Raw genomic sequence first — 19,351 nt, forward strand, 5'->3', positions numbered from 1 at the left:
AACGCCCGTCGCCGTCAGCCGGCGATCACCGGCTCCAGGGCCCAATCCGCCTCGGGCCGGGGCGGGAACGCGCCGGAATAGGGGTTCGCCACCTGATCCCAGTCCGGCTGCTGCGGCGCAAACGGCCGGACCCTGGCTTCGGCGATCGCGGGTGGGGCGACCATCGGCCGCATGGCCGCCGGTAGGGCGTCCATCTGTAGGGCAGGGGGCTGCTTCGCGCCGGGCCGCGGCGCAATTGTGCCCACCGCCTCCTGCAGCTTGCGGAAGGCGCGCTCCTCGATCTGGCGGATCCGCTCGCGCGAGACGCCGTAATGGCTCGCGAGCTCGTCGAGCTTCAACGGTCGCTCGCGTAGGCGCCGCTCGGTCAGGATATGGCGCTCCCGCTCGCTCAGGTGATCCATCGCGGCCCACATGAGGACGCGCCGGGCATTGAACTCCTGGCGGTTGCCGAGCTCGGTCTCGACGCTTTCGGCCGGATCGACCAGCCAGTCCTGCCACTGGTCCTCGCCGTCCTCGGCGATGGGCGCGTTCAGCGAATGATCGGGCCCCGCCATCCGCCGGTTCATGGTCACGACGTCGTGTTCCGACACGTCGAGCTGGACCGCGATCTTGGTCACGATCTCGGGCGAAAGGTCGCCGTCCTCGATCGCGCGCAACTGGCCCTTGAGCTTGCGCAGCTTGAAGAACAGGCGCTTGTGACGCGGCGTTGTACACAGCCGCACCATCGACCAGGACTTGAGGATGTATTCGAGGATCGCGGCGCGGATCCACCACATGGCATAGGTCGACAACCGGAAGCCGCGGTCGGGATCGAAGCGGCAGATTGCCTGCATCATGCCGACATTGCCCTCGGCAACCAGCTCGGCCAACGGCAGGCCGTAGCCGCGGAAGCCGTGGGCGATCTTGACGATGAGGCCGAGATGGCTCGTGACCAGCGCCTCGGCGGCAGCGCTATCGCGATGCTCGGTCCACCGGCGGGCCAGGAGCTGTTCCTGCTCCGGCTCCAAGGTGCCGTATTGGCGGATCTCCTGCAGATACCGCGTGAGGCTGCTGATCGAAGAACGCTCGGACGCATTGGATTTTGTCGTCATTTCTCGGACCCTCTCAGAAGGCTCCTCAAAATGACCTAGAACCGGATGGCGTGATTGTCGGATGCCATTGCGATTTGTCAAAAATAACCGCATCGATGGCGAACGCGCTTCTGATAGAGGCGGCCTCGCAGGGGCCGGAGGGTTTCGATGGCCGATGACACGCTGATCGACGCGGCCCGGCGGGCGAAGGTCCGGGCTGAGGTTCGTGCGGCGCTGACACGGCGAGATTTCGCGGGAGCGCTGGGGCTTATCGGCGATCGGGCGGATGTGGAGGCACTGGCGCTTGCCGGCGAGGCCCATGGCGGGCTCCGGCAGTTCGATCGGGCGGCGGCAGCCTATGGTGCGGCGTTGCGCCGCGCCCCCGGTCGGTTCGATCTCATGAGCAATCTCGCAAGCACGCTCGTCGAGCTCGACCGGTTCGGCGAGGCCTTGGCGCTGTTCCAGCAGGCACGCGCGGCGGCGCCCGGCAATGCCCGGATCGTGGCCAATCTCGCCAATCTGCTCGATTTCGCCGGTGCCGTCGACGATGCGCTCGTGGCCTACGGTGCTGCCCGCGCGCTCGACCCGGCCGATCGGGAAATTGCGTGCAACCAGGCGATGGCGCTGCTGCGTGCCGGCCGGCTGGACGAGGGCTGGCCGCTGTTCGAGCATCGCCGCCGCGCGCTCGACCCCGCCGAGGCGCAGGTGCCGCGCCTGCCGCCGCTTGCCGAAGCGCCGATGCTGGCGGGTCGGCGGGTCCTGCTGTTCCACGAGCAGGGCTTTGGCGACACGTTGCAGATGCTGCGCTACGTGCCGCTGCTGGCGGGGTGCGGCGCCCAGGTGCTGCTGCGCGTACCGCCGCCGCTCGCCCGGCTCGCCCGTTCGGTCGCAGGCGTGGCGGTCGTGGTGGGCGAGGGCGATGACCCGGGGCCGCTCGACTACCAGGCGCCACTCATGAGTCTGCCGCTCATCTTCGGCACGACGCTCGACACGATTCCTGCGGAGATTCCCTATCTCAGAGCCGATCCGACCCTCGTAGCGGCGTGGCGGCAGCGGCTCGCCGCCCTGCCACGGCCGCGCGTCGGCCTGGTTTGGGCCGGCTCGCCCGACGGCGGGCTCGACCATCGGCGCAGCCTGCGCTTTGCGGCACTTGGGCCGCTTTTTGCCGTGCCGGCCAGCTTCGTCGGCCTGCAGATCGGCCCGGCCGCGGCCGAGTGGGCGCCGCCCGATGGCGTCGCGGCCCTGGACACCACGCCCTGGATCGGCGACTTCGCCGACACCGCAGCGCTCGCGAGCGCGCTCGACCTCCTCGTCACAGTCGACACGTCGGCGGCCCACCTGGCAGCAGCGCTCGGCCGGCCGGTGCTGATGCTGAGCCGCTTCTCGTCCTGCTGGCGCTGGCTGATGCACCGCGAGGACAGCCCCTGGTACCCGACCCTCAGCATTCTACGCCAGCCCCGCCCCGGCGACTGGGCGACCCCGGTCGCCGAGGCGGCGCGCCGGTTGGCCGATTTCCGCCTATAGGTCGACGCCCAGCGCCGCGGCGCGCGCGAGGAGGCGGCGGGCCGCGGTCACGACGGGCAATTCGACGAGACGCCCATCGAGCTCGACGCGATCGCGGCCTTCGGCCACCGCCGCCTCGAACGCGGCGACGAGGCGGCGCGCCCGGCGGATCTCGTCCGGACCGGGTGTGAGCAGCCGGTTGACGATGGCGGCATGGCCGGGTGCGACCAGGCTCTTCGCCAGATAGCCGAGCCGGCGGGCGGCCCGGGTCTCCGTGCCCAGCCCGTCCTCGTCGCCGAACGTATAGGGCCGGTCGATCGCCAGCACGCCGGCGGCGCGGCATTCGACCAGAAAGCGGGCGCGGACATAGGCGAGCTCGTCGCCCGCGCGCGACCGTTCGGCGCCGAGATCGGTCACCATGTCCTCGCTCGCAACGAGGCAGGCGGTGACGCGCGGGCTCGCCTCGGCGATGGCGATCGTGCGCACCAGGCCCGCAGCACTCTCGATATTGGGCACGATCTCGGTCGACCCGGCCGGAAGGCCGAGCGCCGTCTCCAGCGCGCCGATCGCCTGGTCGAGCGCGCGTACTTGGTCGGCGCTCGCGACCTTCGACATCATGACGATCCGGGGCCGTCCCGCCATGACCGAAGTCAAGTCGTCGCGGCCGACGGTCTCGAACGGGTTGATGCGCACGGCGGCAAGCCGGCCGGCCCGGCGCCAGGTCTCCATGACCTCCGGCGCGAGTTGCCGCGCCTCGGCGCGCCGGGCCGGCGGGGTGAAATCCTCGAGCTCCTGGATCAGTACGTCGGCGCCGCACGCCGCGGCGTCGATGAGCGTCCGCCGCTCGGCACCGGGCAGGAACAGCCAGGAACGTCGCGGCTGCGGGATCTCGTCGGTCATGTGCCCCTCCCTTGCCGCTCAAGATGGACCGACGCGAATGGCGACGGAAGGGGGTGCTCGACGCGGGCGCTTAGGGCCGGCAGATCGGGCAGCTGTGCGGGCCGCTCAGCGCTCCCTGCCGCTTGACGTAGGCGGCGAGTTCGTAAGCGTCATCGCGGTCGTGGAACGGACCGTGCCAGCGCGCGCCGTGAATGATGTTCGAGACATGGCCCTCGTTGAAGCGCGGGCAGCCGGCCACATGAATCCAGAGCGCCGACCGCGTGAAACTCTCCTGCACCCAGAACACACCCATCACCCATTCCCCTGACCGGCGGCCCGAACCCAAAGTGGCCGCTGAGGCGGAGAACGCTATAGCCCGTTCGCAGTTGCAGCATGACGCGCAAAAGACGCGCGCCAAATGGTCGCTTTCGGCGGTTGACGGGCGGGGCGCTTGACCACGTGATTTCGCCGCGCCCAATCCCGGCGCTTCCCCTCGACGAAGCGAGCCGCCCCCCGTATCCTGGGCACGAAGGCGTTGGACACAATCAAAAATTGAGCGTTCCGGCTTAGGCCGGCCACACGTGGTAAACCGTCGCTTCGCCGGCCCTCAGGGTGCGGCTGGCGCGGTCCGCCGCATCGAGCACGAGCTGGGTTTCACGGGTGCTGCCGCACTGCCGAGGGAGGAGCCAGGACATGATCAGCTATTATAATTTGGGCCCGGATGAGCCGATCAACCGGATCGTCTATGCGGGAAGCCACGACGCCGGCATCACGAGCGGCTCGCCCAACGTCCAGACCCAGTTCACGGATGTCTTCGGCCAGGCGAAGACCGGCGTCCGCCTGTTCGACCTCCGCATTGCGGCGATGTCGACGGGAGACAAGACCGGCGGCACGAAGAATGCGCAGCTGCGCGCCTTCCACGCCGACGGCCTCCTGAAGAAGGACGAGACGAAGACCCGGTTCGTGCCGGAACTGGGCCGCACCGAAACCATCACGCGCACCAAGCTCCGGGGCGGCGGTTTCGGGTTGACGCACGACACGATCCTGGCGGGCGCGCGGGTCTTCGTGGAGAACGAAGGCGCCAGCGAATTCCTGATGCTCAAATTCGACAAATGCACCAACTGGCCGCTGATCGCGGAGGCCTGCGTCAACGTGCTGGGCGACGCGATCTACACGGGCGGCGGCAATCTCAACAAGAAGACCCAGCGGGACCTGCGCGGCAAGGTGATCGTGCTCTTCATGCCGGAGGGGCTCGAGGTGGTTCAACGCGATTTCCCGCCGAAATCCGGCATCCTCGGCATCCGGAACCTGGCGGGCGGCGACCCGTACGAGGAAGACTTCGACGGCCTGCAATATTACGGCAAGGGCGGCACCTCGCCGTTCAAGCCCTTCATGAAGATTTCGCAAAACGTGAAGAAGCAGAAAAAGCTGATGAAGAAGGGCGGCCACGGCAACCCGGACGTCATGGGCATGATGTACTGGACGACCACGGGCCTGTTGGAAAGCATCCGCGATCGAAACGATACGATGTGGACCGCGCCCAACAAGGCGAAGCTCAGGGCCTTGTGGAACCGAGGCATGGGCGATTCGATCAGGGCGGCGGCACCCGACAACGTCGACCTGGACTCCTTCGCCGCCGGGTCGGTCATCAAGACCTTCATGCCGAATTTCGTGATGATCGACTTCGCCGACGCAAACAAATGTGACGAGATCTATCAGCTGAACAACGTGCCGGCGACCGAGCTCGTCGGGCTGGACGACGCGGCGGATTAGGGGGCTCCCTGCGCGACGAGATCATCGGTGGCGCGTATGCGGCGGGATTGGCCTTCCTGCGGTCCTCAGGCTGCGCGCAGGGCCCAGGTGCGAAGTTCGGCGACGGTCAGCGCTTCGCATCCTGCCGCATGGCGCGACAGGTGGCGAACGAGGATCTCCAAGTCCGCCTCGCCGGCGCCGGCTAGGGCAGCCGCGAAATCCCCGGGTGTCCAGGCCAGCAGGCGGCAGTCCCGACTTGCCTCGCAGAGCGGGGGCGCGGTGTCGCGCCCCATGGCGTAGGGCCAGCCGTACCAGTCGCCGGGCTGCAGCGGGCGCACCGGCGCCTGAGGGGCCTCCGCGAGGAAAGCTTCCCGCGCCTCCTCCGTCGGAATGGAGGCTGCGACAGCGCGATAGGCGAGGAAGGCGTCGCTGGTCAGCGCGGCGACAGACGCGCAAAGGCTGCGCGCTAGCGGCCCGATGACCAGGGTCGCGCGATCGAGCAGGGGATGGAACTCCGCCTCGCTCAACCGCCTCTGGCCGACATCGAACAGCGAGGCACCCCCCTGCTCTTCGACCGCGGTGATCAGCCTGTCCAGGATATCGTCGAACTGCTCGATGCCGCCCTGGTGCCGCTCGCGGAGCTGCCCTTCCAGAATCAGGCTGAGTGCTGCGCCGTCGCAGCGCTCATTCTTCCCGTAGCGGACGGAACGGGCGCTCAGGAGCAGCATCTCGCCGAGCGCCGGGGACAGGGACGCGAGCTCGCCGGGGAAGCGTTTCGGTTCAAGTTCAGCCCTGGAGCGCAGCAGGGGAACCACTGGCGCTTCGCCGTCCATTTGACCGTTCGCTTGGCCGGCCGCCGTCCATATTGCCGGCTGGGCGGGCAATTCGATGCCGGCCCGCGACAGGGCGTACCATAGCCTTTCGAGAAAATGCGAACCGATCGTCCCGCGATCCTGCACTTGCAGCGTCGAGAAGCGCGCGGAATAGCGGATGGTGCCGCCGACCGGATCATTGCCGAGCGCGATGACGGAGGGCGAAGGAAGCTGCAGGATATTCGGCAAGCCGCTGCGGAAGACCTGCATGGCGACCCGGATGACCTGGCCCGGCGGCTGATCGCTGCCGACATGGAAGAAGACCTGGTGGCGGAAGGGCTGGTTTTGCGGGACCACCTCGATCAGCTTCGCGGTGAAATCGCTGTTGGGCATGACGAAGACCGACCCGCGATCGGTCTGGATATGCACGGATCGCCAGCTGAGCGAGATCACCCGGCCTTCCATCTCGTCGCGACGGACGAAGTCGCCGATACGGACCGGCCGCTCCAGCTCGATCGAGACGCCCGCGAACAGGTGGCCCAGCATCGGCTGAAGCGCCAGGCCGATGATGGCTGACAGCAGCGCAGAGGTCGCGAGCACGCTGGTCACGTCCAAGGCCAGGACGAAGCGCAGATACGCGACGACCGTCGCCATGTAGAGCGCCACCGCCAGCGTCGAGCGCACCAGATCCGAGGTCACGAGGCCGCGATTCCGGCTGGCGTGCAGGAGCACGCGGATCAGCAGCGCATGGGCCAGCTGGGCCGCGGCCAGCATGCTCAGCGCCAGCGCGCCCAGGGTCACGATATGGCCGGCCGACGGGTCGGTGAGGCCAAGACCTTCGCCGAACGTCATGCGCAGCAACCAGAGCAGTGCTGCGAGCGCGAGGAGAACCAGGGTCCACATGGTCAGCAGGCTTCGCCGGGGGTGCCGCCGCCTTGGCCGCCCCCGTGGCCGCCATTGCGGCGTTCGATAAGGGACAGGGCGCGTGTCACGCTGGTCTGCAGGCGCATGATGGCATGGTGCAACTCGGCGAACTGGCCCGCTGCCACCGGGGCCGGCGTCTCGGCCGGAACCGAGGACAGGCTGGAGGCATGGGCGACGCGGGTCAGGGTTTCGAGCGGATGCGTGACATAGCGGCGCAGCAGCAGCAGGAAGATCACGGCGCTCAGCACGAGAATACTGGTCAGGGACCCGGTGGTGACGAGCACGCTGTTGATCGCCTTCCGGTCGGTCGGCGCCGTGGGCACTTCGACCAGCTGCAGCCCGACGACCTCGCCCATTTGCCAGCCGAAGCCGTTATTGGGGCCGTATTTCGCCAGCATTTCCGGCGGCGCTGCCGCGGCGCTGCTGTGGCATTGCAGGCATTCCTGCGATTTCAGCCGGATCGGGCGCGCCACATAGAAGTGCCGGTCGGCGCCGCTGCCGAGCTCGCCATATTGCTCGGTCAGGGTGGCATCGGCCGAGAAGCGACGCAGCAGCCCGACCTCCCAGTCGGTGGCGCGGTCCTGCACATTGGTCGGGTTCAACGAGCTTTCGCGATAGTGGTATTCGGGAAATTTCGCGGCGAGGCGCTTGAGCGTGCTCTGCGCCGCGAAAGACGGGATCTCGGCCGAATGGAAACTGGCGGCGCCCCGGCCCAGGGCCGGTGCGATCTCGTCGGTCGTATACGATCGCACGGCGAGCGCGGTCTCGAGCAATAGATCGGCCTTCTGCTTGACCTCTGCCTGCGCCTGCGCCGACTCCAGGCGATAAGAGGTAAGACCTGCCACTGTCACGCCGAACAAAAAACAAAAAGCAATAATCCACGCGAACCGAGTTTCTATGCGCATGTCAACGTTCTCTTTCCCCGCGCGGCGCAATGTTCTGGGACGCATCGCTTTTGCGGGACGCTCGCAAAACTGTCAAGCGATACACCAAATGATTGCCGGGCAAGACCAAGTGAAAGCCCGACCGAAGAAGAGAACCGATTGCTGTTTGTTAAAATTATATGACAATCGCCCCTGATCGACGTCGATGGACGCCAAGGCGAGGTGACACCCCATGATCGCGCTGTTCACGGATTTCGGCCTCGAAGGGCCTTATACGGGCCAGGTGAAGGCCGTGCTGCATCGCTGGGCGCCGGGCGTTCCGGTCATCGACCTCTTCGCCGATGCGCCGGCCGCCAATCCGAAGGCCGCGGCCTATCTTCTCGCCGCCTATGCAACCTGGTTTCCGGCCGGAACGGTCGTGCTCGGCGTCATTGATCCGGGCGTCGGCGGTGCGCGCGCGCCGATCGTGGTCGAGAGCGACGGCCGCTGGTATGTCGGGCCGGACAATGGCTTGTTCGAGCTCGTCCGCCGCCGGGCTGCAGGCGCTCGCAGCTGGGAAATCACCTGGGTTCCGGAGGCTCTGTCGGCGAGTTTTCACGGACGCGACCTGTTTGCGCCGGTGGCCGCACAACTGGCTCTCGGCGAGATGCCTGCCGATACCCCACGGCCGGCCGAGGCAGGCCGTCAGCCCGACTGGCCGGACGATCTCGCGGAGATCGTCTACATCGATCACTACGGCAACGCCCTCACGGGAATGCGCGCCGCGGCCGTTCCTGACGGGGCGCGGCTCAAGGCCGGGGGACGCGTGCTCGCGCGAGGGCGGACCTTCTCGAGCGTCCCAGCCGGTACGGCCTTCTGGTACGAAAATTCGAACGGCCTCGCCGAGATCGCGGTCAACGCCGGCCGCGCCGACACCCACCTCGGCCTCGCCATCGGCAGTCCGGTTTCCGTCCTGCCCGGCGCAGCCGGAGAGGGGGAGAAGGAGGGGTGATCCGGGCCGAGGAAGCAGCGTCGCGCGCAGCGCGCCGACGCCAATCGTCAGTGCCGGTTGCTCATGCGCCCGTCGTGAGCGCCGCGTGCTGCGACCCGCTCCGGCGCCGCAGCAGCAACCAGGCGGCGATCGCGAGATTGAGCGCGTTCCACAAGACGCCGTTGAGGAACGCCATGCGGTAGGAGCCGGTCAGATCGAAGATGACGCCCGAGGCATAGCCGCCGAATGCCATGCCGAGGATGGTCGCCGCGACGACGAGGCCGATCTTGGCGCCCGCTTCCTTGGGCGGCAGCAGCTCGCGGCAGATGACGGCGTACATCGGCACGATGCCGCCCTGGAACAGCCCGAAGATGCCGGAGACGACGTAGAGCGACGTGAGCCCGTCGAAATAGAGATAGAGCAGCAAGGCCAAGCCCTGCATGAACGAGCCGATCAGCAGCGTCGGGATACCGCCGATCGCGTCGGCGACGAAGCCCGAGCCGATGCGGGATGCGACGCCGAGGAACAGCATCAGCGACAGCATTTCGGCGCCGCGCGCCGGGCCGTAGCCGAGGTCGCCGCAGTAGGCGACGATATGCACCTGCGGCATCGACATGGCCATGCAGCAGGAGAAGCCGGCCAGGATGAGCAATGCCAGAAGCAGGCGCCGCGAAATCCCTGCGCCGTGGCCGACGACCTGGCTCGCCGCGGCCGCTATCATGTGTGCGGACGGGCGCCGGCGCAGGAAGAAAGCGGCGGGCAGCAGGACCGCGGCCAGGAGCAGGCCGATCGCCTCGTAGCTGCTGCGCCAGCCCATGTGCGGCAGCGCGGCGTTGATGACGAGCGGCCAGACGGCGCCGGCCACGTAATTGCCCGAGGCGACGATGACGACGGCCATGCCGCGCCGCTTCATGAACCAGTGCGAGATGTCGGCCATCATCGGCCCGAAGCCGGCGCCCGAACCGAGGCCGATCAGGAGATGCGCCGCCGAGAAGACCAGCAGGCTCGGTGCGAACCCGGCGAGCACGAATCCGACCCCTTGGCTCAGGCCGGCGATCAGCAGCGGCGCCATGATGCCGGCGCGATCGGCGAGGCGGCCGAGCCCGATCGTGCCGGCGGCGAAGCCCAGCATGGTGACTGTGTAGGGCATGGAGGCGGCAGCGCGGTCGACGCCGAATTCCGCTTGGACCTGGGGCAGCACGACGATGACCGCCCACATGCCGACGCCGGCGATGCTGGCGATGAGCAGCGACAGACCCATTCGAAAGAACGCATAGGGACTATCCGGCGTGTGCGCATCTGCCGTCCCGGCGGCCAAGCTGGTGGAGAAAACCATGGAACCTACCCTGCGGGAACCAGATGGCCTTCACAACCCGCGTGGCGGGAAAGACAGCTCTTCGTGTTGGTACTGGCGTTTCTATCTGGAATTGATGCGCGCGATTGAAAAATCTCGTTGGTGGTGTCTTCTCTGCCCTCGGCCCCAGGATCGTCGCCCGTGGCAAGCCCAGGAACGCCGCGATCGCGTCAGCGCGACGGAGCGGCGCGCGTGCCGCTTCGCTTCAAGCCTGATTCCGCCCAGGCCGAGGTGCGCAACTCGACAACGTGGCCGATGGCGTTCATGAAGTCGGCTTCGTCCTCGCAATCCTGCGCGGCCTCGCCGCGGATCGTCGCGCGGCGCGCATACCGCGCGTCGTCATGGCGCTGATAGCCGGCGCTGCGCCGCACCCCATCTGCAGCTGACCAGGTGCGGAAAAAGAAGCTGCCGGCCTCGAACAAGATCGGCCCGACGACAATGTGGTTCATGGTAATCCCCCAATATGATGGAGCATGCCTCACTATAGCACACCATATATTGATTTGCGGCTGTCGAAATGACATCGGGCTTGGAGCAAAATGGGCTCAACCGCTCGCATCTGCGGAACGGTCGGTCAGCCATGCTGCATAGCGCGTGACATCCCCGGTGGTAGGTGGAATTTGCCTCAGCGCCGGAGATCGGTGCCCGAAGCGTTTTAAGATGATCCCAACGGCAGCGTAGGAACTCGAGGGTGGGCCGGCTCATCGGCGCGCCGCGATGCGTCGAGGCGGCCAACATCGGCCCAGACCACGACATCTGTGCAGTCATTCGGCCCAAAGGGCGGCTTGATCCACTCGAGCTCGCGTTCCGCCATGCCTCTTCACCATGTCGGTCGGGACGGATTTCCTGAATTTCGTCGTGGGGATGTTACGCGTAACTCCTGTGCGTGCGCAGGAGAGATCGGGCGTTTCGGCGGCCGTCGATTAGGTAGAATTCCGTCCCGAAGAATACCGCACGCGCGCAGGAGTCCTGGCGGCTTTCCGGCGATCCCGGAACCGGCGTTGCCTACCCGGAAAATGTGATTCCAGGCCGCGGAGTAACAGGGGAATAGGCGCCAAGCCGCGCCGGCGTCACCCAATCACCCCGAGGACGGTGTGATCGATCCCCGCGCCACTTCATCGTCGCCGGCCAAGGGTTGGGCTGGCGCCGCAGCGTCGATCGGCACCACGTTCGACGGCGGCGCGAGAATCGCTTTTAGAGCGAGAGGACGTAGCCGCGTAGAGTATCCACCGTTTCTGTGAGACCGGCTGCTTCCATGCCGATGAGTAGATGCTCGGCGGTCATCTCCGGCCTTTTGAAGCGCTCCCGCATGCGGCGAATGGCTGCTACTGCGCGACCAGGATCTAGGGCGATCGTGTCGGCAATAAATGCGTCGGTTGAGCGAGCCTCGATGTTCATCGGTTCAAGAAATGCAGCTGGGAAGTCCTTAAGATTGTCGGTGACAATCGTCGCCGCTTGCGTCTTCAGCGCCGCAGCAATCACGTGGGCATCACCAGGATCCGGCAAGCCTACACATACGCATTTCAGCGCTTCGAAGTCAGAGACCATAGCCTCCTCGAAAGCCTCTTCCATGCGCGCTCTTTGAAGGGCCGCTACAGCTTCTGGGTTGGGCTTGCCTTTGTCGGCGAATAAGGCGGCTATCGCTCGCTCGGTCTCATCGAGGACTTCCTTGGACCAACGGAGGCGGAAAAATCCCGCCTCCGCCAGCGTGAGCAATAGATTCCTTTTCAACACTCCAACGAGTGAACAGGCGTCAACGAAGGCGGTATAGCGATTGGCAAACAAGGCTATAGGAGGTCCGCATCGGCCTCTGCTATGTCGGCCAGAGACTGCTGCCGCTTCTCATCGCGCTTCCGCTTATAGGCAAAGAGATCCTCAGCCATAATGCGGCGATGGCGTCCCACCATTGAATGCGCAATTTCTCCCTTCGAAAGTAGCGATATCAGGTGAGGCCTCGACATGTTGAGAATGTCTGCCGCTTGTTGGGTGGTGAGCATCTGGCCCACCGGAACAAGGGTGACAGCATCGCCACGACCAACGTGTCGTAGCAGCTCCATGAGCAGCGTCGACAATGCTGGGGTCAGCGTGATCTCCGCCGGCTGCTTACCCTCTTCGAGCACCTTCAGCTTGGTATCGCCGGCAGCGTGTGTAGCGATGATCTTGCGAAGCTGATTGGCCGCCGCCTTCTCGCTTGCGGAAGGCAGGCGGGCGCCGAGTTCCTCGGCGAAGGCTGGCATAGTCATGAGCGGCTCCCTCTTCAGACCGTCTCATACCCGATAATCGAAATAAACGCAACGAGCGAAACGGCCGCAATCGCCCCGAAGTTCGACATTCCTTCGCTATCCTTCGCCCGGCATCGGACGTGCAATTTGGACGAACTTTACCCCCGACTTTCCGTCGAGTGGTGACGCCCTGGTGACACGGCGAGACGGAGCGGTGAGTATGGGGAGCTAAGTCATTGAAGAAACTGGTGCCGCCTGCGTGACTCGAACACGCGACCCTCGCATTACGAATGCGATGCTCTACCGGCTGAGCTAAGGCGGCCTACCGTTTCGGCGGCACCCTTGGGGGTGCGGCCCTTCGACTGGCGAAGCGGCGCGGAACATGGCAGATGCCGCGCCCCCATGCAACTGCGCAAATGAAGGAGCGCCCCTGCAACAATACCAGGGGCAGGCCGGCCGGCCTGTGACAAGCGCTCGCGCCCCCGGTCGGCTCAGGCGCTGCCCTGGGCCGGCGCCGCGGGCGCGGTCGGGTCGAGGATCGTCGCCTCGCCCGGCGGCAGGATGTCGATCCGCTCGGCCCGCGTGCCTTCGCGCCGGTCGGGCGTGCGCCACGCGAGCGAATCGAAGTTGTGGCAGCTGGGGCAGAGCGGCTCCCAGCCGTGCGTCTCGGCCCCGCAGGCGCCACACACCCAGACCGGGTCCGCATCGCCGCGCGCGGCACGCTCGAGCCAGGTCTGGCGCTGCATCTGGCCTTGGGTGCCGTTGCCGTGCTCGCCCTGTTCCAGCTCGGCCATCAGGTGGCAGAGCCGGCGCGGCCAGGGGCCGGGACCCTGCGCGCCCGCCTGGTCGAGATGACGGCGCGCCTCGCCCCAGAGCCGGGCGTTGAGCGCGATCGCGGCCGCCGCCAGATGGCTCTCCGGGTCGGACGGCCGGAGCTCGACCAGCCGCTCGAAGCGCTTCAGGCGCTGCACCGGCGCCTCGGACGCGAGCAGCTGGTCATAGGTCTCGGCCACCCGCGGATGGCCGCTCCGGGCCCAGGCGGTCTCGAGCACGCGCAGCCCCTTCGCGGTGCGGTTGCGGTCTTGCAGCAGACGGGCGTAGTGCACCGCGGCCGGCGCGGAGCCCTCGTCGAGCCCGTGGGCCTGGGCCGCATGGGCGAGCGCGTCGCGGGCGAGGCCTTCGGCCGCCGCCTGGCGGCTGTGGGCGATCAGCAGGGTCGCCTGGTAGTGCCGGCCGGTCTCGGCGTTGATCGCCCCCTTCTTGACCGCCTGCTTCAGGGTCTGGGTCGCCTTGCGCCATTCCTGGGCGCGCGTCTCGAGCGCCAGCTGGCCCTGCAGCACCCAGGCGGTCGACGGCTTCAGCTGGTTGGCGCGCGCGGTAAGCTTCAAGGCAGTCGCGTCGTCGCCGCGCTTCAAGGCCTGCAGGATGAGGCCGCGCAGGCCCAGGAACTCGGTCTCCGGGTCGCCCAGCATGGCGGAGAACTCGCCCTCGGCCTTGGTGCCGTCGCCGCGCATGAGAGCCGCCTGGGCCGCGAGCAGGCGGGTCAAGGGCGGGCTCTCGAGCCGGCCCTTGCGGAACATGAGCTCGGCCCGCTTGTGCAGCTTCTCGGCCGCGCGCGCGTCGCCGGCCGCGATCGCGACCAGGCCGGATGTCAGCGCCCGGTAGCCCTCGAGCCGCCGCTGGTCGCGCCGCCGGCCGGCGAAGTGCCGGGGCGCCCGGATGAGCCGGGCGAGCAGCGACAGCAGGAACCACAGCACCGCGACGGCCAGAACGAGCGCCAGCACGGCGACACCGAGCGCCACGTCGATGCGCCAGCCGAGCCAGGTGACGGCGACGGTGCCGGGCCGGTCGGCGAAGAACACCGCGGCCGCGACGACAAGCGCGATCGCGAGGACGGCCGGCAGCGCGCGCCTCATTGCGGCTTCGCCTGCTCTTGGGCGGCGGTCGCGTCGAGCCGCTGGGTTGCGAGCGTCATCAGGCGGTCCGCCGCCTGCTCGACCGCGAGCCGGTCGCGCGCGGCCGTGAGCCAGGGACGGGCGACCTCGGCCGGCTGGCCGTCGAGCGCCTTGATTGCGTCGAGCGCACCCGAAAGATCGCCGGCCTTGAGCGCCGCCGCGGCGACGGCCAGGCTGCGGTCGGGCCCGGGCGGCAGCTTGTCGCCGCCGCTGTCGTCGACGCGGCGGATCGAGACCAGCCGGCGCGCGCGGGCCTCGATGTGCTGCCACAGGCCGGCGTCGGCCGACGGGGCCGGCGGCACGTTGATCGCGGCCGGCAGTCCGTCGAGCTCGGCCGCGAGTGCCGCCCGGCTCTCGACGCCGTGGTCGGCGAACCGCTCGAGCACGGCCAGCGATGGTGCCGCCGCCGGATCGTTGCCGGCGCTCGCCTTCAGCACGGCCAGCGGTCCGTCGAACGGGCCGGAGCCGGCGATCCGGTCCTTGATCTCGGCCAGCGCCAGGATCATCGCCTTCTCGTTGCGCTGGGCCACGGCCTGCCGCTGCATCTGCGCCTCGAGGCGCGCGATCCGGCCGACCGCGTCGGCAAGACCCGCCGCGACCGTCTGGACGCTCGCCGGATCGGCCGCGGGCTTGGTCTCGACCGCGGCCAGGCGCTGCTGCAGAGCGCCGATCGTGTCCTGCAGCCGATCGATCCGGGCGGTATCGACGCCGGCGGGCGCCGCTTCGCTGGGTTCGGGGGCGGATTGCGCGGTGACCGGATGGCTGGGCGCGATGGCGCCGGGATTGGCGGCGGGCGGCGCGGCGGTCTCGCTCGGCACGGCAGGCGTCTGATCGACGGCGGCTGTCGAAGTGGCGGAGGGCAGGGTGGGCGATGGGGCAGGGGCTGTCGGCGCGGACGGCGTCTCCTGGGGTTCGGTCCCCTGGGGTTCAGTTCCCTTGAGTTCAGCCGGGGCCGGGCGCGTCTCGGCGACGGATGCAACCGGCTTCGTCTGGAACAGCCGGGTCGCGATCAGCCGCTCCTTGATCTGCGGCGTGAACAGCGCGATGACGCCGGCCGCGATCAGGATGGCGGCGCCGGACGCGAAAAGCGGCAAGGTGCGCCGCCAATGCGGTTTCTTGGCGGCCTGCTTCGGTGCGGGCGGCAGCGGGTCGATCTCGTCGGTCGGCTCGCTCTTGGGGGATGGCGCGTGTTTCGGGTCGGGGGCGGCCTGGTCGGGGGCTGCGGTCAAGACGTCCTCCTCTGGGCGGGCCTTCGGGATGAGCGAGAGCAAGGCGGCCTGGGTCGGCTCGGGGGCGACCTCGACGGCCCGGAGCGGCAGCGGGCCGAGCGCCTCGGCCACGGCGGGGCTGAGGCACCAGGCGGTGAGCCGATCGGTCTTGAGGCCGGACGCGCGGACGAGCTCCGCGAACTGGCGGGCCGTGCGGGGCGAGAACAGCAGCACGCCGTCGAGCGTGCCGTCGGCGAGCGCCGCACGCGTCTCGGCCTTGAGCGCGGTCGCGGGCTCGGCTTCGTAGAGCACCGCGCGGCGATAGGTGAAGCCGGCCGTCCCCAGGCTCTCAGCCAGATCGCCCGCGACCTCGCTGCCGGCCGCATGGAGCAGCACACCGTCGCCGGGCTTGAGGTGGGTCGCAACGAGAGCGGCGAGCGCCGCCACGTCGCCGTCGGCGCTCTCGACCGTGCCGAAACCCTGCTCGCGCGCGACGGCCGCCGTCCGGTCGCCGACCGCGAAGGCGGGGATGTTCCGCCGGTCCGAGAGCGCCGCAAAGGCGCGCACGCCATTGCCGCTGGTAAACAGGAGCGCCACAACGCCGTCGAGCTCGAGCGTTGCACTCTCGCGGAGCCGGATGGTCAGCAGCGGTTCCGCCAGGACCGCATGCCCGTCGGCGTCGAGCAGCGCCACGAGCGGGCCTGCATCGAGGGCGGGGCGGGTCACCAGCAGCTTCATCGGCTTACCTCGGGCAGGGGCGGCGGGGCGGGACGAGTTGGCGGGACGTGTCAGCGGGCCGAGGTGTCGGGCACCGGCAGGTCGAAGAAGCCGGCGCCGGCGCGGGCGCGCAGCGTCTCGCCGGCCGTCCGGCCGAGCGCCACGGCGTCCGTGGCCGGGCCCGAGCGCTGGTCGGCATGGGCCGACGTGCCGTCGGGGCGCACGATCAGGCTGCGGAGCGTGAGCGTGTCGCCATCGAGCTCGGCCAGCGCCGCGATCGGCGTCTTGCACGAGCCGTCGAGGCTTGCGAGCAGAGCGCGCTCGGCCGCAACCCGGGTTGCCGTCGGCCGGTGGTTGAGCGGGGCCAGATATGCTGCGACGCGCGCGTCGGCCGCGCGCCGCTCGATGCCGATCGCTCCTTGAGCCACGGCCGGCAACATCAGCTCGGGCGGCAGGATCTGGGTCACCCGGTCGGCGAGGCCCAGGCGCTTTACGCCCGCGATCGCGAGCAGGGTGGCATCGACCTGGCCGGCCGCGAGCTTGGCGAGCCGCGTGTCGATATTGCCGCGGAAGGGCACGACGGCGAGGTCCGGGCGGGCGCGCAGGATCTGCGCCTGGCGGCGGAGCGAGGCGGTGCCGACCACGGCGCCGGGGGGCAGGGACATGAGTCCGTCAGCCTTCTCCGAGAAGAAGGCGTCGCGCGGGTCCTCGCGCTCGAGGAAGCAATCGATGACGAGGCCATCGGGCAGCCAGGTCGCGACGTCCTTCATGGAATGGACGGCGAGATCGACGCGGCCGTCGACGAGCGCCTCCTCGATTTCCTTGGTGAACAGGCCCTTGCCGCCGATAGCGGCGAGCGTCCGGTCGGTGACGGTGTCGCCGGTCGTGCGGATGATCGTCAGGGCGATGGCATCGGGCGATGCCAGCTCGGGGTGGGCGGCCATCAGCAGGGCGCGCACCATCTCGGCCTGGGCCAAGGCGAGGGCGCTGCCGCGGGTGCCGATGCGCAACAGGGGGCGGTCGAGGCTCATGCCCTCTGTTTATCGCCGCCGGCCGGGCTTGTCGCCTGCATTCCTGACGGAGGAGGCAAGTTGCACCCCTAAGACGCACCTAACCAAGCATCTCGCGGACCCCGACTGGCTGCGCTAGGCTCTTGGAAAAGAGAAAGGAACTGCCGGGGCATGGCGTCGGGACGCACGAGTTGGATCCTCATCGCGCTGACAATGCTCGGCCCGGCTTCACTGGCGGCACGCGCCGAGGCCCCTTCGTCCGGGGTATCGCCCGACGCGCCATCTCCAATGCAGCTCGTAGCCCTGGCGCGCGAGGCGGCCGGGGGCGCCGCATGGGATCGGGCTCCAGTGCTCCATCGCGTCCTGACGCTCGCGGCCGGCAAGCTCGAAGGCACGCTCGAGACCTGGTGCGACCCGGCGCGCGGCCGGGCGGCGAGCCGTTACCGGCTCGGCCCTGATTCGGGCGCCGAGGGCTGGGACGGCCGCGCCGCCTGGAGCGCCGACTGGGCGCATCGCGTCCATCATGCTGAGGGTGCCGACCTGGCGCTGCAGCGCGCCACCGCCTTCTGGTCGAGTTTCGGCTTCCTCATGCCGCAGCGGCGGGATGTCGTGCCGGCCGCTGCGGGCGCCCGCAGCGAGGGCGGCCGGGAATTCGACCTGGTGCGCTTCGCCTCACCGGGCACGCTGCCGGTCGTCGCCTGGTTCGATAGGGCGAGCCATCTGCCGATGAAGCTCACGGTCGAACGGGCGGAGCCGATCACGGTGCGCCTCGACGACTGGCGCCGCTCGGGCTCGCTTCTGCTGCCGTTCGCGATCGAGACCTCGACCGGCCTCGTGCAATACGACGCGGAGAGCCGGCTCGAGAGTGCGACGATCGGCCTCGAGGACGGGCCGAGCCCGTTCGCGCCGCCGCCGGCGCCGCCGCCGGACTATGTCTTCGCCGAGGGGAAGCCCGCGGTCATGCCGCTCGAGCCGATCGGCACGGCCGTGCTGGTCGATGTCATGGTCGACGAGCACGGGCCCTATACCTTCGCGCTCGACAGCGGCTCGAGCGACGTCATCGACAGCGGGCTCGCCCGCGAGCTGGGCCTGCCGGTCGTGGGCGCCTTCCGCGGGCGCGGCGCTGGCGAACGGCCGGTCGATGTCGGCCTTACCCGGGTCGCGACGCTCGATGTCGGCGACCTGACGCTCCGCGACCAGCTCTTGCGCGTCGTGCCGCTCGATTTCGACCTCAACGGTGCCAAGCCCGCCTATCGCGGCCTGATCGGGTTCGAGCTGTTCGACCGGCTGATCGTCCGGCTCGATCATGAGCTCCGGCAACTGACGCTCACGGAGCCCGCCGGCTGGACCTACCAGGGCAGCGGCCAGCGCGTGCCGTTCCGCTTTCACGGCCGGGTGCCGATGGTCGATGGCGTGATCGACCTGGTGCCGGGGCGCTTCACGCTCGACACGGGCCAGGGCAATTCGCTGACGCTCTACCGGCCGTTCATGGAGACGATGGGCATCGCCAACAAATACCCGCCGAAGCTCACGACCATCGTCTCGGTCGGCGTCGGCGGCACGGTCATGGCCGGCGTCGCCCGGGCGCATCTCTTAAAGCTCGGTTCGGTCGATGTGTCGGGCCCGGTGGTCTATCTTTCGCACCAGCGCGCCGGTGCGTTTGCCGATCCGGACCTGGCCGGCAATGTCGGCGAAGGCGTGTTCGAACGCTTCAACGTCACCTTCGACTATGGCCGGCGCGAGGCATTCTTCGAGCGCACGCCGCATTACGACGAGGGCGATTCTCTCCGTCTCCTGACCCTGAAACGCACCCAATGGGGGCTGGTCGTGCTGAGCGTGCTGCCGGGTGGTCCGGCGGCGGAGGCGGGCATCCAGGCGGGCGACGTGATCGAGCGGATCGAGAACGCCGAGGCGCAATATCTCGACTACTGGACGCTGCGGCGCATGTTCTCGCGGCCGGCCGGGACCCGGCTGCACCTTCATGTCCGGCACTCGGGCGCCACGTTCGACGCGATCATCGTGCTGGGACAGCGGATCTAGCTGTTCCCGTCCCGCTGGAGACCTCTGCCGTAGCACCGGTTGTTCGCAAGG

16 protein-coding genes and 1 tRNA gene are annotated in these 19,351 nt (G+C 68.5%); 4 read left to right on the top strand and 13 right to left on the bottom strand.

The window, feature by feature from the left end; genetic code table 11:
- Window positions 1–14 precede the first annotated feature (14 nt).
- Complete coding sequence (gene rpoH / locus IEY58_RS20645) at window positions 15–1,091, bottom strand: RNA polymerase sigma factor RpoH (RefSeq protein ID WP_189049276.1); 1,077 nt, start codon at window positions 1,089–1,091, stop codon at window positions 15–17.
- 147 nt (window positions 1,092–1,238) lie between these two features.
- Here rpoH and IEY58_RS20650 point away from each other — a divergent pair, with 147 nt between their 5' ends.
- Complete coding sequence (locus IEY58_RS20650; RefSeq protein ID WP_189049278.1) at window positions 1,239–2,594, top strand: tetratricopeptide repeat protein; 1,356 nt, start codon at window positions 1,239–1,241, stop codon at window positions 2,592–2,594.
- Here the strand turns inward: IEY58_RS20650 and IEY58_RS20655 are convergent.
- Together IEY58_RS20655 and IEY58_RS20660 are read right to left on the bottom strand one after the other, a co-directional pair.
- On the bottom strand, window positions 2,589–3,473 hold the full coding sequence (locus IEY58_RS20655; protein ID WP_189049280.1) for an HpcH/HpaI aldolase/citrate lyase family protein: 885 nt from the start codon (window positions 3,471–3,473) through the stop codon (window positions 2,589–2,591). The two genes, IEY58_RS20650 and IEY58_RS20655, sit on opposite strands and share 6 nt — an antisense overlap.
- A 70-nt stretch (window positions 3,474–3,543) precedes the next feature.
- Window positions 3,544–3,765: a hypothetical protein gene (locus tag IEY58_RS20660; RefSeq protein ID WP_189049282.1), complete on the bottom strand. Its 222-nt coding sequence runs from the start codon at window positions 3,763–3,765 to the stop codon at window positions 3,544–3,546.
- 380 nt (window positions 3,766–4,145) lie between these two features.
- Here IEY58_RS20660 and IEY58_RS20665 point away from each other — a divergent pair, with 380 nt between their 5' ends.
- Window positions 4,146–5,225: a PI-PLC domain-containing protein gene (locus IEY58_RS20665; RefSeq protein ID WP_189049284.1), complete on the top strand. Its 1,080-nt coding sequence runs from the start codon at window positions 4,146–4,148 to the stop codon at window positions 5,223–5,225.
- Between the two features lie 65 nt (window positions 5,226–5,290).
- Here IEY58_RS20665 and IEY58_RS20670 read toward each other — a convergent pair whose 3' ends face one another.
- Together IEY58_RS20670 and IEY58_RS20675 are read right to left on the bottom strand one after the other, a co-directional pair.
- Window positions 5,291–6,919, bottom strand: a complete 1,629-nt coding sequence (locus tag IEY58_RS20670) for a mechanosensitive ion channel family protein (RefSeq protein ID WP_189049286.1) — start codon at window positions 6,917–6,919, stop codon at window positions 5,291–5,293.
- A gap of 2 nt (window positions 6,920–6,921) precedes the next feature.
- Window positions 6,922–7,875 carry a Tll0287-like domain-containing protein gene (locus tag IEY58_RS20675; protein WP_189049287.1) on the bottom strand — a complete coding sequence of 318 codons (954 nt, stop codon included), beginning with the start codon at window positions 7,873–7,875 and terminating at the stop codon, window positions 6,922–6,924.
- 181 nt (window positions 7,876–8,056) lie between these two features.
- Here IEY58_RS20675 and IEY58_RS20680 point away from each other — a divergent pair, with 181 nt between their 5' ends.
- Window positions 8,057–8,815 carry an SAM hydrolase/SAM-dependent halogenase family protein gene (locus IEY58_RS20680; RefSeq protein ID WP_189049289.1) on the top strand — a complete coding sequence of 253 codons (759 nt, stop codon included), beginning with the start codon at window positions 8,057–8,059 and terminating at the stop codon, window positions 8,813–8,815.
- Between the two features lie 61 nt (window positions 8,816–8,876).
- Here the strand turns inward: IEY58_RS20680 and IEY58_RS20685 are convergent, their stop codons facing one another.
- From IEY58_RS20685 to hemC, 8 genes are all read right to left on the bottom strand, one after another.
- Entirely contained in the window at window positions 8,877–10,130 is a 1,254-nt protein-coding gene (locus IEY58_RS20685) for an MFS transporter (protein ID WP_189049291.1), read from the bottom strand.
- A 188-nt stretch (window positions 10,131–10,318) separates the two neighbouring features.
- Window positions 10,319–10,570, bottom strand: coding sequence for a hypothetical protein (locus IEY58_RS20690; protein WP_189049293.1), 252 nt, complete (start codon window positions 10,568–10,570; stop codon window positions 10,319–10,321).
- Between the two features lie 772 nt (window positions 10,571–11,342).
- Complete coding sequence (locus tag IEY58_RS20695; protein WP_189049295.1) at window positions 11,343–11,933, bottom strand: PIN domain-containing protein; 591 nt, start codon at window positions 11,931–11,933, stop codon at window positions 11,343–11,345.
- Between the two features lie 2 nt (window positions 11,934–11,935).
- Window positions 11,936–12,391: a helix-turn-helix domain-containing protein gene (locus IEY58_RS20700; RefSeq protein ID WP_189049297.1), complete on the bottom strand. Its 456-nt coding sequence runs from the start codon at window positions 12,389–12,391 to the stop codon at window positions 11,936–11,938.
- A gap of 225 nt (window positions 12,392–12,616) precedes the next feature.
- Window positions 12,617–12,692, bottom strand: a tRNA-Thr gene (locus IEY58_RS20705).
- 169 nt (window positions 12,693–12,861) lie between these two features.
- Window positions 12,862–14,286: a heme biosynthesis protein HemY gene (locus IEY58_RS20710; RefSeq protein WP_189049300.1), complete on the bottom strand. Its 1,425-nt coding sequence runs from the start codon at window positions 14,284–14,286 to the stop codon at window positions 12,862–12,864.
- Window positions 14,283–16,271, bottom strand: coding sequence for a uroporphyrinogen-III synthase (locus IEY58_RS20715; RefSeq protein WP_189049302.1), 1,989 nt, complete (start codon window positions 16,269–16,271; stop codon window positions 14,283–14,285). Before IEY58_RS20715 ends, IEY58_RS20710 begins: the two co-directional genes overlap by 4 nt.
- Window positions 16,272–16,321: 50 nt before the next feature.
- Window positions 16,322–17,281, bottom strand: a complete 960-nt coding sequence (gene hemC, locus IEY58_RS20720) for a hydroxymethylbilane synthase (protein WP_189049304.1) — start codon at window positions 17,279–17,281, stop codon at window positions 16,322–16,324.
- Window positions 17,282–17,548: 267 nt separating this feature from the next.
- Here hemC and IEY58_RS20725 point away from each other — a divergent pair, with 267 nt between their 5' ends.
- Window positions 17,549–19,300, top strand: coding sequence for an aspartyl protease family protein (locus IEY58_RS20725; protein ID WP_189049306.1), 1,752 nt, complete (start codon window positions 17,549–17,551; stop codon window positions 19,298–19,300).
- The last annotated feature ends 51 nt before the right edge of the window (window positions 19,301–19,351 follow it).

Source organism: Aliidongia dinghuensis, assembly GCF_014643535.1.
In the GTDB taxonomy this organism is placed as follows: Bacteria; Pseudomonadota; Alphaproteobacteria; order ATCC43930; family CGMCC-115725; genus Aliidongia; species Aliidongia dinghuensis.